Consider the following 17,681-nt stretch of genomic DNA (forward strand, 5'->3'; position numbering starts at 1 on the left):
CTTCGGGAGTTTCCATGATAGCGGGTGCTATGGGAGCGCGTAACGGTACTGGCGTTCCCTGGACCTGTGCTGTCTCAACGGATTCTACTGCCTGCGGCGTAGCGCGAACTGACGGCACCTGACCCATTGTCGGAGCGCCGCTCTCCGGGGCTGCTACAGGAGCTGCTACAGCAGTAGCACGAGGTGAGGCTACGCCTTCACCTGCTTCACCCGGCGCTGCTACAGCGGCGGCTTTCTCAGAGGCGCGCGTTGCCTGAGGCGCCGTCTGGCCTGTCGTGGCGGCACTCGGCGCCGTAATAGGTGTCTCTGCTTCTACCGGCGTCCTTAACTGTGTGCCGGCTAATGTTGAGGTCTGGGCGGAAGCGCTCGGAGCGGCCACTGCTGCGGCGGTGCGAGGCGCGGCCTGTGCCTGCGCCTGAGGTCCGACTTCGGGAGTTTCCATGATAGCGGGTGCTATGGGAGCGCGTAACGGTACTGGCGTTCCCTGGACCTGTGCTGTCTCAACGGATTCTACTGCCTGCGGCGTAGCGCGAACTGACGGCACCTGACCCATAATAGGAGTAGTACTCTCAGGCACTTCTACAGGAGCCGCTGCGCTCGGGGTGCGAGGCGCGGCTACGCCTTCACCTGCTTCACCCGGCGCTGCTACATGTGCCGATGACGGAGCTCTTGCGGCCACTGCCGCCGACGAACCGGTGCCTGCCGCCATCCCGCTTGTAGTCGCGGACGACGTCCCGGCGATAGCAGAGATTAGTAACATTCCGATTATTCTCACCCCTATATTTATCACCGTCTGAACCATACCCTTATTGGCGAGATAATCCTTCACTCTATAATATGCCGTTTGCGCAAGACCAAGCATCGCCTGCGTGCCTGAGGTCATCGCCGGGGCAGGCCCCCTGGGACGGGTTTCCGAAGGAGGTTCGGTCCGCGGCCTGGCCTGGACTGCCTGGGCCGTTGCGCTTACCGAGGAGCCGGCACCGGACTCTGCGGCGCCGAAGATATCACCCTTCGGGAGCCGGCTCTCCGGAGTGAACTTTATCTCAACACCGCACGCCCTGAACCTTTCAGCGTTCTCGGTGAACCACCCCTCCCAATCCGATTCTGTTACCAGCGCTCCTTTAGAGGCAAGCGCGCTTGCTTCATTCAATATCGCAGCATACCCTTCCCTGTTGAATGAGGAGCGGTCTGTGCGATACTCTGTGCGGCCGACACCCGGCTTTACTATAAAGAAGGAGGTCCTGTCGAATCTTTCCGCCTTCCTGGTAGTTACATCCAAGCCGCTAGGCACAGGAGTGTCATTATGCGTATGGGCGGCGACATCGGGTGTTGCAAAATAGGCAGGTAGTGCAGTAACCGCAACGCCATGTGTAAGATATACACTTCCGTCATCCCATCTGGTCATTGTCAACTCCGCACTCTCGCCGAATCTTTCGTTAAGGACGGCCTGTATCTCGCCTATAAGTTCAGGGGTCGCCATTCCCGGTTCCATCCTATAACCGCGGTTCTGGGTCATATGATCTACTATAGCGGCGGCCTGCGGCCTTGCGTTCGTAACGGCTCCCGAAACCGCGGGTGTGCCTGCGGACGCCTTGGGGGCGGCGGTATCGGCATCTGCGGCCGTAGTGGGCGTGCCCGCCTCTGCGCCGGTCCTCGGGACGCTCGGGAAGACACCGGTTATCGTCCCCAGTTCCCGCCACGGCATACTGCCCAATCCGTAGACGTCTATGCTCACGCCGCGCTCCGACAGGCGCTTCGAGAATGCCCCGGAGTCCGGCATCGTCCTTCCAATACCTAACTCCCGTCTGAAATTATTTACCGCGGCTGCCACATCCCACTGAGTTACAGGCCTGGTTATAGTGCCCTCTACGCTATCCTCTTCAACAAAGCTCTCTTTAATCTCCACCCTGGCGACAAATTCTCCGGCCACGATCCAGTGTACGGTACCTGGCTTGAACCCGGCCTCAAGATAATACGGTATGTCTCCTGTAAGCGTGCCGACCTCATCGATCCATGTCAGATTGGCGCTCGGTAACGGATGGCCGCTCGGATGGTTATGTATCGTCGTCCTGACATGGGACATGCCGTCTGAGCCATACTTGTTGTCCAGCAGCTCTGATATCATCGTCTGTCCTACCCTGTCAGCCCCTCCGACCACAAGATAGACCTCGCCGCTATCCATAAAGAACCACTGCATCTCCGCATCCTCTGTGCGCCCCACGGTAGTCAATATGCCCCTGAGCTCTTCTGCGGTGATATCGCTCGTCACCCTGAATATGGCCTGCTCATTCTCGGACCATGCGGCGCCCGAGGGAGGTATGGCGGGTTCGAGCGTTATACCGAGGTTCGATTCGATGACCCTCTGATGGCCCGCGGATATGGCTGCGGCACGCGCGTCCGTCATCGCCGGTCTCGTTGAAACAGGCGGCGTAGTCACTGCCGCTCCGGCCATGCCAACCGTTCCTGTCGTACCACCGGCTGACGTACCCGTCGATGATGCCTGAACCGCGCTGCTTGTCCCCGACTCCCTGGCCGCATTGAAGCTCATCCAGGCGACAATTTTGAATATGTTGTTGGCCCTGGTAAGGGCATTGGTATAGTAGGTAGCCGCGACCTTTACGCGGTCACGCGCCGCATCGAGCTCTTCCTGAGTCGCCTCTCCCGCCTCAAACCTCCTGCTCACCTCTACCAGCGAATCGCGGTTATAGTTTTCAGGATCCCCATATACATAGCTCCTTTCCGCTTCCAATGCCGCTACGCGCTCGTATGCCGCTTTTACGCGAGGATCGTTCTGGGCCGTTGTCCGGGCGGCGAGGATCTCCGCCTCAGTTGGATTCGCTACGGACGGCGGTGTGTACGGCATGTCGAGTCTTTGCCTGCTTGCTACATCTCTCTCCAGAGCGGCTTCATGTTCCAGGTCCAATTTCGGCAACAACGCTCTCTCTGTATCTATATATTCCGGCCCGGTTGCTCCTTCGGAGGTAACGGCTCCGCCCCGCGCGCTCCTGGCGGTGTTAAAGAGGTACCCCACTGCGGCCGCTATAGCCGGGATGAGGCCGATGTTCGCCTGGGAGACCCCGGCCGCCGTAACGCTGCCTTCGGAGAGCGAGCCGAAGAGGCCGCTCAAGCCCGGCATCATCGACCCTATGGCGGCCACTGATGCCACCAGCGCCGCGCTTATTGCAAGCGACGCCATCGTACCCTTCACCGGGTGCTCCTTCCTGTAACCGGCAAACTCTGCCAGCAGGTGTCCTGCCATACCGGTCCTCATATCTGCATCTCTTGCGGCCGCGATCGCCGCCCGGTTCAGCGCGAGAGACACGCCCAGTGTCGCCGCAATGCCCAGGCCGCTCTTAACCCCTATAGAGGTCCCCAAAAGCGACGACAGCGTCCCCAAGAGCCCCGACGTGAGGGCCGCGACAGCGCCTACATGGAGTATGACCGCCCCGAGCGCTAAGCTCAGTCCTATTGCCGCCACGGTCGCCAGCACAGGCCTCGATATGTTGATGCCGGAGAGCGCGCTGCCGCCGCCGATAAGGCTGCCTATCATGATCGCCACTCCCGCGCCTATGGCCAGTGCCGCTGCGCCTGCGACGGTCGGCGCCACGAGCGATACGGCACCTGAGGCAAACGAGGCCATCGTAGGTACGGCTATGGCGCCCGCGATGGAGGCTATCAGCGCGGCCCCGCCCAGGGCGATGAACGGGATCGCAAGGATCCCCGTAGCTATCGCCGTTGCGGTCATCATGATGCCCGGTATCTCCGGGGCGACGGCTGCCAGGCCCTGCGCTATGGCTGTGGTCTCCGAGAAGTATTGGCCCGTCCCTCCTTCACCCGCCGCCGATACGAACTCCTGCAGGAACTCGGATACTGCATTGGCGGTGATGGGGTCCATGCCGAGGGCTATCAGGCCCGGCGTGATCGCGTAGTCACCTGCAAAATTTTCTACGAACGCCTCATCTATCCAGGCCGCGGCCACCATCCCGAACTGGGAGTTCGCCTTGAACGGATTGGCCAGCATGCCTAAAAACCGCCCGATGACGGGTATCATTATGAGTAGGTCGGATACGGGCATCAGCGCGTTTATCATGAAGCCGAAGACGGCGCCCTGCGCGAAGCTCGCCGCTGCGCCGTATTGCATGAACTGTCCGATGAACCACCCTACGAGCACCTTCTCTATGACCCATCCCGCCACGAAGTCGGCGGCGGATGCTATGAACGATGCCATCGGTGAGGACGAATTGTTCCTCAGGTTAACGGCAAATATGTGGAGCGACTTGGCCACTCCCTGGAGAAGCGATGTGACGCCCATGAAGTCGAGAACATGGGCGTACCCGGAAAGGAGGGTCCCTATACGCCCTATATTCAGGACGCCTGTAAGGAATTGGAGCATGCCTGTTACACCCCTCAACCCTATCATCATCCCAAACCGGGTCACTATCTCGACAAATACGCCGCGTACCGTGATCGCCCTCGACACCTCTGCCGCGGCCGTGCCGGTCCTCGACATGCCGAATAGTATCGTACTCCACCTCTGACCCTCTATAGCACCCTTGAAGAGTTCGCCGCGGCTCAGAGATGCTCCGGCGCCGATGCCGGCCCGTATTCCCGGGGCGATCTCTCGCGAGCTCGCCGCTATTATATTCCTGAGCCCTACGGTCGTGAAGTGGCAGAGGAGCATCGTCCCGACGAACTCCAGGGCGAAGAAGACCGCCTTCATGAATGTGCCCAGCTCTGCGTGCTGTACATGTCCCACGAAATCGAGCGTGCCCCACGACAGGACGTTCATTATCGTTACGCCGAACTCGAACAGGTACGGATGGTTAACACGCATATAATTGAGCGCCTGGGTCGGCTTGAACGCATACCACCCCGCACCTACAGCCGCTCCGACTGCTAAGCCGATCACCGCGCCGAAAAGGCCTCCGCACATAAATCCTATCGTCGCGCCTGTGATGGCAGATACGAGCATGCTCTGGACTACTGGCGGCAGCACTATGCTCATAAGGGGCTGGGCTATGCCTCTTCCTATAATATCGACGAAGATACCTTTAAGGATAGAGACCGCGCCGTTCCACATTATATCGATACCGGCGGCCGCCATCCCGAAGTCGCCGGTGAATATGCCGGTCACCGTCCCGATGATCGCCCCGACGAATCCTATGACCATGACCCCGTTGCCGCCGAATATGTTGATGAGCCCGGGCTCGATTGAAGAATTCCACCAGTTGGACCATGAATGGTCCTGTAATCCTACGATGCCGGAGGTCATCATATTGGTCACCTGGCCGTTCTCCACCACTATCTGACCGAGTTTTTGAGAGGTGAAGATACCACTGGTGTCGCCGCTCCCTACGGATATGCTGTAATTTACGCTCCCGTTCGCGTTGTAGGAGTACTCTATCGCCATACCGAAGCTCTGGCTATAGTCGAGGAGGTAAGTCCCCGTCCCCACGGAACGCGCCTCGCTCGAGAGATAATTCGACATCGCGGCCCCGCCTACGGCCGACTGGTAAGCGGCGTTGAATGCGTCTATCGTCTGAGGCAGCGTCGACATGGCGTTCACGTTGTAACTTGTGAGCGTCATTGCCGACTGGTTGAAGACCTCTCTCGTGAGCTGGCCTGACGGGTTATAATTGGCCTGGTAAGCGACGTTCGTTACGCTGAAGGTCACCTTGTTGCCGTAGGAGTCGAACATCGTCACCTGGACGTTCTCGTAACCACGCACGTTCGTCGTGCTCCCATCAGGGGCGATCGTGGTGATATTATTCTGGTAAGTGGTGGTCGTCGTGTATACAAGTATGCCGTTGGAGTCGTACGCATTCGTCGTCTCCCTTATATACCATACCTGGACACCGGCGCCGCCGGCCCCGCCTCCTCCAGACCCTATGATCCTCCCCGTCTCCAGTTCATGCTCCCAGTACGGGTCTTCTTCATCCGGCTCATAACATGCCTGGTAAAGGTGGGTGTAGACGAACGACTCGGGTCCGTAATCCGGAGGTATCGTGCCCGGGTTCACGCTACCGGAGACCTTAGACCAGGACTCCTCAAAGAAATGAGGTATAGGGCTCTCTTCATATGACCTGAAGTTGCGGGACTCTGAGCTTATGTGCCGGTAGTATCCGCCCGGAGAATCGGTGTTGTCTGAACCTATGCTGGATCTGTAGTAGTAAGTGGTGTCGGGTCTATACCAGCCGGAATAGCTCTGGTCGGTTACGACCCTGGTGGTGCCGCCGGCCCAGTCTATAGTCACCGTATCTATGGAAGTTGCGGAATCGCCCGAGCCGTCACGATTCGCGTTACTATGCGTGCTGGCGCCCTCTGTAGTGACAAATACGTCAGCGTTGCCTGATGCCGAGTGACTAAAACCGGAACTGGTATGAGATTCCAGCGTCCCCCAGTAGGCCTCCTCTCCATAAACCCTATACCCCTCTACGACATTGGAGCTGCTATGAGCTCCCTCTATGTCATTCTGGGATATGAGGGTGCCGTCTCCGACCTTCGTCGTCCTGCTGTGCCTGTCATAATCGGTCACGCTAATGACGGTGGTCTTCTCCAGGGAGAGACCGGACCCGGAATATGTGATCGTCTCTGAATAATTAGTGTTCGATGACGATGAAATGGTCTTCTCATACCACTCTTCGTAAGTATTATCATCTTCCTCATAGCTTATATAGAAGGCGGATGTAGAACTGGTATTCGACGTCTTTACGGTGTTCCAGTAACCGCTGTCGGTGCGGACCCCGTGTTCTTCATTATGGGCGCCTTCCACTGTCGATTCCGAGGTCTGGCCCCAATCCCCGTCCATATTTATGGTCCCCCATGACCTCGAGCTTGAGCTCGGGGTATCATATACCTTGTCGTAGGTCAGCATATTGTTACCCGGCGCGTACGTTTCGGATTCCGAAGACGTAAATTCGGCCGTAGATTCGTACGTCTTCGTCACGAGGTCGGGGAGATACCCGCAGGTCGTCGTGGTGCCCTCGACGGTCTTGGTATGGTTCTGTATCCCGCCCCATCCCTGATAGTATGTGGTGCGTTCGTCGAATGCGTAACCGGATATGCCCTCCAGAAGTTGCCCGGCGTCATTATTTACGAAATTATTAGACGTCTGGTTCTGATGCTGCATCTGGAGGGAACCGTCCGGATAGTAGGTCGATTCTTCCAGGGAAGTGCCCTGATTAAATTCGATGATCTGTCCCTGGAGGTTCCACTTCGTCGAGCCGGCGGAGAAGCTCTGCTCCCACATGCTCTGTATATAACCGCCGGAGTATGTGATCCTGCGGTCCATGCTCGAACCGGTGTCGCTGCTGATGATCTGTCCCCCCACCCAGCTCTGCGCCGCCCCGACCATCGTATGCCATATGTGGTTCGCGCCCGGTATCGCCGTCTCCCACGAACTGTAGGACGTTGTGGCCGACCTGTAGACGACCCCGCCGTAATAGCTGAAATTTTCGCTGTACCCGACCTCTGTCGACTTGTCGATGTTGCCGTAGATATCCTCATATGATTCGGTAGTATAGCCCTGGAGCGTCGTCTTCGCCGTGCCGTCGGAATTGTTCTCCGTCATAGAGCCGATATGGTTATAGCTGTATGAGCTTATATCTCCGGGCTCCTCCATGGGATCGTAGTAGTATTCATACCTTGACTCATAGTCCGAACTGGTCGACTTCAGGATACCGGACCCGTCATACCATGAAGAGCTGCTCCCGGTTATCGTCTTACCGCCGGAATAGCCATAACTCGACCTAGACTCGGTGTAATAGGCGGTCGCGGTACTGAGGCGCAGGTTCGGTACCCACATGGAGTACGAGTTGGACAGGCTGAAGCTCTCTGATGTAAACGTCCCTGCCGCCGAGCTGCTTGAGTGCTTATTGTATAAGCCCGTCTCGCTCTTCAGCGCGCCTACCGCATCTCCCAGAGTCCATCTCGATACAGAGCTCTGTATCCCGGTGTCTTCGACGAGATACCAGCCGGGCAGGCCGCTCGAATAAGGCACTTCGGACTTCGTATAGGTATAGCCGGAGACCTCTTCGGTCAGGAACCCTCTCCAGTCACCCTTGGCGTTATACTGTACCGATTCTGTTATATTTGTGCTGGGCGCTGCGCCGTATGTCATCGTGGCCTGCCTGGTATATCCCGTCATGAGCGACTGGGCCGCGCCGTTATAGTAATAGCGGTTGGAGCTGGCGGCAACGATATTTTCGTATAAGGAGCTGAGCCCTGCGTCAGGCGTGACTGTATCATGGCCCGACGGCCCCACGGCCCCCTGGAAGAATACCTTGTTTATCGTGGATATATATCCGGTATCTTCGCTCAACTTTACTACGTCACCCGTTTCGTAATTATAACCCCAGGTGGTCGAGGTGGCTGTCTGGACGCGTATATCGTTGGACATGACCGAAGCGTTATCGCTGTAGCAGGTCAGGTCGCCCGAATAATTGTATCCGGTCATGTTGGATGCGTGGAACCATACAGGCGTAAGCGACCACGTGTCGTTCCTGCCTATCGCGTAATCTTTATGGATGCTTCTCGTCCCACCAGCCGGGCCTGTCTCGTTTATTACCTCGTTAAAGCCCTGGGTCTCCTCTTTCTTCCTGTTCGCCCTGCCCGACTCATCGAAATACTCCGCCTGCTTTTCAAATACGGTGGCCGTGCTGTCGCTGATAAGTTTAGTTGAATAATCGGTGATGTCGGCGTAGAACTTTTCGCTGAACGCGGAATACCCCACAAGCTCGCTCAGCAGGTCATCGTTGGTCGTAGCGCCGGGCTCGTGATAGGTATCATTCCCGTCGTAGGTCTCCTGTTGATCTATGGTATCGAGGCTGTATGAATGGATCAGATTATAAGCTCTGGCCGAACCGTACTCCTGCAGCTTCGTCGAAGTTGACTCGCTGGCGTCCGAGGTGATCAGGCCGGTCGAAGCACTGTACTCCTTCCTCGTCGCAAACTCGGTGTAGCTGTAATCCCGGAGTATCTGTCCGTAGAGGGCCGGCACATCCGGGGTCCCCTCGTTACCGAAGTATATCTTCTCGGTGGTGGCCTTATATGCGCCCGTGTCGGACGTCATCGCAACCTTGAAAGTCGTCTTTCCGCTGCCCGGGTCCATCAGCACGATGCGGCTATCCGCAAAAGTATATGAGCGTGAAAATTCCGTGTCGTCGAACTCGTAAAGTACCGTCTGGTCTTCCGGGTCCTCAAAGGAGCCGGCGGGTTCGGAGGTATCTTTCGTGACGGTGTGCGTGTTCTTGTAACCCTGCGTGTAGAACTTCTGGTTATTGTCCTCGGGCAATGACAGGACCGCGAGTATCTCGTAATTCGTCCCGAGGCCGCCGGTCTTGCCTGCGTCGATCCAGTATTCCATCAGCCGTGCTTCTACCGCCGCCTCGTTCTCTGCGCTTATCGAGACCGTGAACGCGCCGAGATTTATAAAACCGGTCTTCTCGAGAAGCTTCATCATCTCAAGGTGCGTCAGTTTGTCGAATGCGCCATCATTATCGGCAAAATCATGATATTCGAGCGACCTGAGCACCCCTCCGCACCTCGATAGGAACTGGTCATAGTAACTCTCCCATGCCCCGGCGTAGAGGGCCTCGAATACGTTCTCCTTCAGGAAGCTCTTCTTGTTCCTGTAATATTCGCATTCGGTCGTCTTGAGCGCACTGGTGGCCGACGCGGTCAGGACCGACTTTTTGATCGGGTCCATAGGGTTGTTGTACCATACCCTGTACGGGTCCTGCCCCTTGGCATACCACTCGACCGATTTCGACATCTCCGTTATGGTGGTGAGCGTCTTTATATAATCCGGGTCGTCTTCATGGCCGGAGGCGTATACGGCGTTTATCACTATATGGCCGTCCTCGGCATAGCTCCTCGCGTCGATCCTTGTGTCTCCCGGGCTCGGGGCGCCGACATCGTCAGAATGGGTGTACTGGCCGTTCCATGTCGCCATCTTGCCGAAATCTATGATGATAGCCTCGTTCTGGGCGTTATACTCACGCTCGTGGTAATTGTTGAGGTATAAGGTCATCAGGCCGTAGCCCTTCCAGACCTTCCGTTCGCCGGCGTCGTAGGTGATGCTCCTCTCGGCGTTCCGTCCCAGCCACTGGTCATCGAGGTTCCTCTGCTCCTCATAGACACGGATTACGCCGGTATATGAATCCCATACGCCGTTATTCTGGTCTATGAAACCGGTGAGCGTCTCCCTCCACCTGTATATACCCTCTTCATCGCCGGACTGGTACGTATCGTTCGGGTCATAAGAGGTGACACCCTCTAGGGACCTGTGCATCGTGTAGTTGGTCCTGTTGTAGCCGGGATAACCGAGATACGAGTCGAGCCCCTTCCCTGTCACGGTGAGGTCATATATATCGCTATTGTCAAAATGCGCGCTGGTGGCGCCCAGGGTCGGTTCTTTGGCATACTTCTGCTCGCTCGTCGTCTTCGTTTTGCCCCAGGATGAGAACGCGACCGCCTTTATAGTGAATTCAGCGGGCTTGAACGTGCCGGAATCCGGGTTCTCCGGATCGTAATCCGCTGTATATGCGTGGTCATACTCTTTGTATACGAGGGTGGTCCCCGCGTCGTTGAACGACTCATTAAAATCGCCCGACAGGTCCTTTACCCTGTACGGCATGCTGTATTTGGCACGGTTTTCGGACCGCAATCCCTTGACGACCTGCACCGCCATCGGCCTCGGGTTGTCCCAATCCGTGACCGGCTCGCCCTCTTCGTCCGTCCCTCTCCCTTCCCAGATAGAGCGCGTATTCATCTCGTCCCATACGTATTGCGCCACCGAGATATCATCCTGTATGGCATATATCTCTTTGTAGTCGCTCACGGCAGCTGTAAGGGCATCGAAGTCCGTAACGCCCGTGTATGATGTAACGGCCCTTTCGCTCATGATATCGTAGAGGAGCGTGCTCTTTATGATGCCTGCGTAATCCATGCCCCAGGTCAGATACTGGCTTCCCAATACGAGGTCGGCCTTGGCCCAATCGGCATTCTTCTGTGTGAGGGCATCGCCTATCTCGGTCCCTGCAGTAAGGTCTGTCATAGATGCGGGCTTGAACCACTCAAAGGCCTGGTCATAATCGTAGAGGTAATAGCCGTTCAGGTGGGCCAGGTCGCCGGTGAATAGGACCGCGTCCCCGTAAGAATCGACCCATGCCTTCGTCGCCGCGGAAGCAAAACCGTACGTATTGTAAGCCGACTGGACCTCTGTCCTCAGTTCCGTGATGGCGGTCTTCCTGTTCTGGAAGTGGTTATACGCCTCTCCGCGGTAGTCGTTCTTCAGGCGGGTCCACTCGCTCCTCATCTCCGCCGCGAACCTGTTGACGTTCTCGTTCAGGGCATGCCTGTAATCCGAGGCACCTATAGTCCCGCCGACATTGTACTGTTTGAATACATATTGCGACGCGGCGGCCAGGTTCTGTTCGTTCACGATCAGGACCGGTGTCCCGGCGGTATTAAGGTAATAATTGGTCGCCTCCTGCGATATATCTATATTATTTATATCGGCGGCATCGTAATATCCCGACTGGTCATAGAAGAAGTATCCGGCCGTGCCGGTGGTGATCGTCTCGCCTCCCGAGTAATCCCATGTCGACTCGTATGTCCAGCCAAGGGCCTGGTATTTGGCGAACGTCGATGCCACTTCATCCCTGAAGCGCTCGATCCTGGTGTTCAGTTCGTCGCTTATGCTGTCCTCCAGGTCCCCGGCCAGGATCTTGGCCCTGGCATAGTCGGCCGCGTTCTTTATCTTCATATTCCTGGCGATGACGGCGTCGCGCACAACCTTGGCATGGTAGAGACCGCTCGACGCCTTCAGCTCTTCCGCCCAGGCCCTCTCTATATCGTCTATCTCTATATTGCCCTCGTCGAACGCGGTGTAATTGAGGGCCTCTTCTATCCACAGGATGAATCTCGCGTCTTCCATTATCCCTGTCAGGTCATTTCCTTTATAGAGCAGGTCTATCCTGTACTTTATGAAATCGAAGTTGCCTGGCGCAACCTCCTCTTCGTCCACCTCTTCCTGGTCCGAAGGAGCATGGCCGGCCTCATCCGACGCCAGGTCGGAGCCGTAATCGGTCTGCTTATATATATACTCTCCGCCGTTCACGCCGCCTTCCTTGGTCATCCATACCGAGACGAGCTCCTTATATTCGCTGCCGTAAGGGGTCGTCTTCACCTGGTACTTCGCCAGGACGCCGTTCGCCGTCTTCCCGGGCTTCGGGATGTCCTGGGCCCATCCGTATACGTATGTATTCTCTCCCTCCACCCGCGTGAATGTGCCCGAGAGGTTGCCTTCGTTATCGGCGATCGCCTTCGGCTCGGAGACATTACTATTCACGTCTACTGTCACTTCGTAACCGTACAGTTTCTGGGCGGGTATCGTCCCGTATCCGGGCGCGTCGGGTATTATTATGGGCGTGATCTCCCTCGTATCGAGCGTCCATGACATTATGACGGTCTTCTCCCTGGAGGTATCGGGCTCATCATAATAGTAGAACTGGGAGTTCCAGTTATAATAATCTACGAGGACCGGCTCTTCCCCTTCATCGTCTATGTAACTATTCTTTATATATCCTGCCGTGTATACCGTGCGGCCGCTCGAGTCGGTGACGGTGACCCCGTCCATCTGGCCGCCGCTCGACAGCATGCCCTTATAGCCGGTATCTATCTGGCACGGCAGCGCATACCCTTCTCCCGTGTAGGCGATCTTCCAGTCCCTGCCTACGACCTGCCCGTATGTCGCGGCATCCCAGCCTATCGCTTCGGCCTCTGCCGTCGTAAGGGTCTCCCACGTGAGCCACACGCCCGTCACCACCGATCCCGGGTCGAGCGGGTTTGCCACCACCTTTTTATACGGGTCGTAGCTCCTTAAAAGTCCGCCGTAGAGGTCGGTGACGCGCTTGTACCCTTCCGGCTGGTCATACAGTATCTCTCCGTTCGACGCGTAATTGGTGTAGTCGAGGTCCGTTATCATGCCGTCGTTATCTATGACGTGGCGCAGGGTGCCTGCGGCATCGGTCACGGAGACGTTGACCTCTTTATACCCGCTGTCGTCCGCGCGGTATGTGCTCTCTTTTGTATATGTATATCCTGACATCTGGGCGCCCCATGACGTGTTGTATGCATAGGTTATATCAGTGATGACATCTTTGGAGGAGTCATTCAGGTATCCGACGTGGGATATTCTTCTGACGGCCAGCGTTTCTCCTACCGTTTGGTCGAAACCGTACGCGGTGTACGTCCAATTCGAGGAGTCGTGCTCGACGACCTTTGTGAACTGGCCGTTATCCCCATCCCTGACATAGGTGCTGTAATAGGAGCTGTCATACTTTCTGGTTGCCTTGATGGAACCGAACGGGGTCCCCCCTCCGCCGAAGTTATATTCGAACGTCGTGAGCGACGTTTCGTGTCTGTCATCGACATCAGAGTCCGCGAACTTATAATCATACTGCTTGTAGACGACCTCCTGGCCGTCCGGGGCCCATGTATAGTGGCTCGTGCTCAATTTATTGGACCCCTTGACCGTCTCCGACGACATGAGCATCCCCGTATTGGCGTCATATTCGTAATCGGTCCTCTTGTCGAGCACGTCGATCGAGTAGTCGACCTTGTCGTCGCCGAGCACATTCTTATAGTATGTGTAGTTATAGCCGGCATATGTGTTACCGGTCTTTGTATAATCGAGGTATCCGGTGACCCCCTTATAGAAGTATGCCGTGCTCACCCCTTTCTTCACGTAATCGATCGAGTTTGTGACCGAATCACCGGTTATCGCGGATAGGACAAAATTGGTGACCTTTACTGCGTCGATATAGCTTGATATCGGGTCATCGTCGTCATCGTAAACGATCACTTCTTTGCCGTAGGTGGCGGATGTCAGGTTCGACGCCCCGTCGTATGTATACTTCGTCTTGAAGCTGGCGGAGTCGGTCGTCGATTCTATCCTCTCCTCTCCGCGCCGCGATCCCTCGTAAGTGACCGTCTCCACCGTGCCTGTGACCGTCTGAGGCGTTGTCGACGTAAGTATGTACGCGCCCGTGTGATCGAGCACGGCATCGTAGCCATGGTATGCCTTGTATACCGACTTCAGGTGGCCGGCGGCGTCGTATGAATAATCTTCGAGTATATACGGGGACAGCCCGGAGTCCTGGTGGTCTGCCTGGCGCAGATAAGAGACCTCGCTGAAATATTTTATGTTTCCTATCCTGCTCCCGAAGGTTTCGAACTGGGTCTCGGATACCTTCCGCAGGTCCGTATAGCTGCCGATCTCTCCCCTTACCCTGTAGGCCGTCTCTGTGCTCAGGTCATCATCGAGGTCATACTCGAATTCGCTCCGTGAATAGAGCGAGCCGAGGCGGAAACCGTATGACGATACGACCTTCTCCCCGAGCTCATCGTACAGTTCCATCGTCCTCTTCCTGAGGTCCGTCTGGTAATCATCGGGCGTATCGAGTCCGCGGCAGTTATACGTCATGGCGTAGGAGAGCTTGTCTACCCCGCTCAGGGCATCTGCGGCCCGCAGTCCGCCTTCGTAATAGAAGTCGGTGCGTGATGAGAGGGTGCCCCAGTAGTACGTGTGGTCGTAATCTGCCATCTCATAATATTTGTCTCCCGCGTAATATTTGATCGACTTGAGCTGCGGGCTTCCGCTTATGGTGAGCGTGCCGTTCGCGCTGTCAACCAGCGTGAGCGCGGCGTCATAATAGTATGTGACGGAACGCGTCAGCCTGTCGGTATTGCCCGAGGCGGTCCCTGCGGACTTGCCGTTATAATCGTTCGTTACGACCTTCGTCGTGACAGTCGAGCCGTCGGTCACAGGATCGCTCAGCACCATGAAATCGACCACCTCCATCTCCTTCACGCCCTTATAATAAGTGACGGCTATTATCCCCTCTATTGCTGTCTTTTCAGTGACGCTCTTCCTGAGCGAGAACGGATAGGAGGCCTGCGATGCCGTCACCGGCGTGCCGTAAGCGCCCCAGGCATTTCCGGTGTTCGAATAGTAGTACGTGGTGACCTCCGTATCCCTGTATTGGAGCATGTTCCCGTTCCGCTCGTAGCTCATCTTCCTTGTACGGTCGAGCAGCTCTGCGTCTTTCTCGCCCGTATAGATGCTCTCTTTCCGTACGGTGGAGGCGGTATAATCTATCTCGTCAGGGTTCCCGTTAGGGGTCAGGCCTGCGGGCGTATCCTTGAACTCCTTTACCACCTTCAGGGCATCGGAATAGCTGGTCAGGTGAGCGGTCTTGAGCGATGCGGTCGTCGTGCCGTAGAAATAGACCTGAGTCGATATCACATTCGTCGTCCCGAGATCATAATCGACCGAGTAATTGGCCAGCTCATCTCCCGCTCCGAGGTGCTTGTCGAAATGAGTGGTGCTTACCATGGATGCCGGCAATATCTCCTGCGCCCGGTATGTATCGCTCCTTATGAGGGATATGCCCGGCTTCGAATCTTGGGCCCTCTTTTCGCCATCATATGTATATGTGGTCGTGCTCAGGACCCTTATATCGTTAGCCGGGTCTACGTAGACCGCCTCTGAGTAATCGGCTATCTCAGTCCCCTTGCCTGCGGCGCTCACATAGTATGTCTTCGCCTTCAGGTTCGCGTATGTCCGCGAGTCACCGCGGTATGTGAGGCTCTTGGCGAGCGGCGAATATGCCTTTGCCTCCAGGGACCTTACTATGCCGCCGCCTCCTGCTTCGTTCGAATACCAGTACACGCTCCTCGACTTCACCGGCGCGTAAGACATGCCCGTGGCGGCAGGCGCGTAGTTTATCACGTGATCGACTATCTCATAATCACGTCCCAGGTGGGCGTTATAGAATGTCGCGTTCCTCTTCGCCAGCTCCGTCTCGGACTGACCCTTGTACTCGACCGCCTTATAGAGGAAGTACCAGATATCGGCCTTCGCGGCGGTGACGAATGACATGTCGTTACCCGGGATCTCCGCCGGTATATCTTCGGGGATATAACCGTCCGGGGCGAGCCCCGCGGACAGATCGATGCCTATATACTTATAGAATGACCTGTATACAACCTCAAAATTGGATATATCATCGTTCCAGTAGACCTTATCGGCATAATCTATCTTCTCGTATCCCTTGCCTTTCGAATATACGTAGTATGTCCGGCCCCTCAGCTTTTCCTTATATATCCCGGTGCGTGCCGCCGTGTATGCGCTCACGGAGACCAGATACGAATCGTCGACCTCGGTATTATTGAACTGCTCCGTCATCTGTATCGGATTGAAAGGCGTCGCCCCTGTGGCGAGCGTCCATGTGCTGCCGCTCCCTGTATTGTACAGGTATATGTTTGTGACGGTCGGTATGAATACGAGGGTGCTGTCGTCCGCATAGCCCCTCTCAAGTTTCTTGACTATCTCATAATCCTTGCCGAAACGTATATCGTAGTGGGTGTGGCCGGTCACGGTGCCTGGAGCGTCTGACGGGCCGCTATGGTCCTCCATCAATATCAGCGGATCGTCGTATTGGGCTGCGGCTGCGAGGAGATCGCTGCCAGTGGCAAGCGACCTGTAGTAGAGGCGCGAACGTGTGCTCGTGGTGAAAGACGAGGTCCCGGGGACCCAGAAGACACGGTCTATGTAATCGGCGATCTCTTCGTCCTTCCCTAAATGAGTATCGTAATAGGTGATACTCCTCACCCTCGCCTTATCAAGCAATACCGCGTCGAACTGTTCGGGCGGCACGCCGTAATCCTGCCTGCCGAGGCCTATATACTCTTCCGTCTTCTGGAGCGGCTTGCCGCTTTCGGCCGTGGTAAGGTCGTCGGCGCGTTTCGCGGAAGCCGCAGTCAGGCCGTAATAGGAGACCGTCCGCGTGGCAACAGCAAGGCGGCTGTTCGCGGTGTCCCACAGCCCGCTCTCGGTGTAATCGACGAGCTCTTCTCCCTTGCCGAACTTCGTGGAGTAATGGACGATACTGGTCATCTGCAGGCCGTAATTTGTGCCGGTCCATCTCATAGTATAACCGACGGCCCTCAAGAGAGGATCTTCGTATCCTGCCTCCGTGGCGCTCCTGCCCGTATCGTCTGTATCCGAAGCCGCATAGTAGTATATGGTCCGCCCTACGATGGTATCCGTACCGGATATATTAAGGAATTCGTTCGTGTGGTCCGCGACCTCCTCACCCTTGCCCAGGTGGACCGCGTAGTACGTCTCGCTCGTCTTGGAGCCCACTTCAGAATAATCTATCGTTGTGTTCCCGTCCCCGCCGTCCGTCATCTTGTACGTAACGCTCCTAACCATCACGGCATCGGTGGACGAAATGGCAGAGGCGGCTATCCCGGAAGTGCCGTCAGGTATGACGCCGCTCAGGATGGTGCTGTATTCATAGTATGTCTTATCCTTAAGGGTCTCGCTCCCGGCGTCTCCCCTGAAACCGAATGCCCTGTCCGCTATCTCCTCGCCCTTGCCCAGGTGTATGTCATAGTAGGTCTCGAGCGTCTTCGCCCCTCTCTCCGAACGGTCGATGGTGGTATTCCCGTTCAGGTCGGTCATCTTATAAGTTATGCTCCTCACCATCATCGCCTCTGTAGTCGTCAGGTTCTGCGCGCGGATGCCGGCCTGGCCGTCATCTATCGTGAGGACCTCTCTCAGGGTCGCCGTGCCCGTCCTGTCGGTGTCTGTGCCCGTGAGGCCTGTGAGG

Annotated in this window: 1 protein-coding gene (running past one end of the window); it reads right to left on the bottom strand. The window is 56.4% G+C overall.

The window, feature by feature from the left end; all coding sequences use genetic code 11:
* The coding region annotated (locus WC515_08655; protein MFA5147428.1) for a hypothetical protein crosses the window boundary (this coding region is incomplete at both ends): on the bottom strand, positions 1–17,681 show 17,681 of its 29,098 nt. Its footprint extends 11,417 nt past the window's final position.

The sequence above is a fragment of the Candidatus Omnitrophota bacterium genome (assembly GCA_041650805.1).
Taxonomy (GTDB): Bacteria; Omnitrophota; Gorgyraeia; order 2-01-FULL-45-10; family 2-01-FULL-45-10; genus JBAZKM01.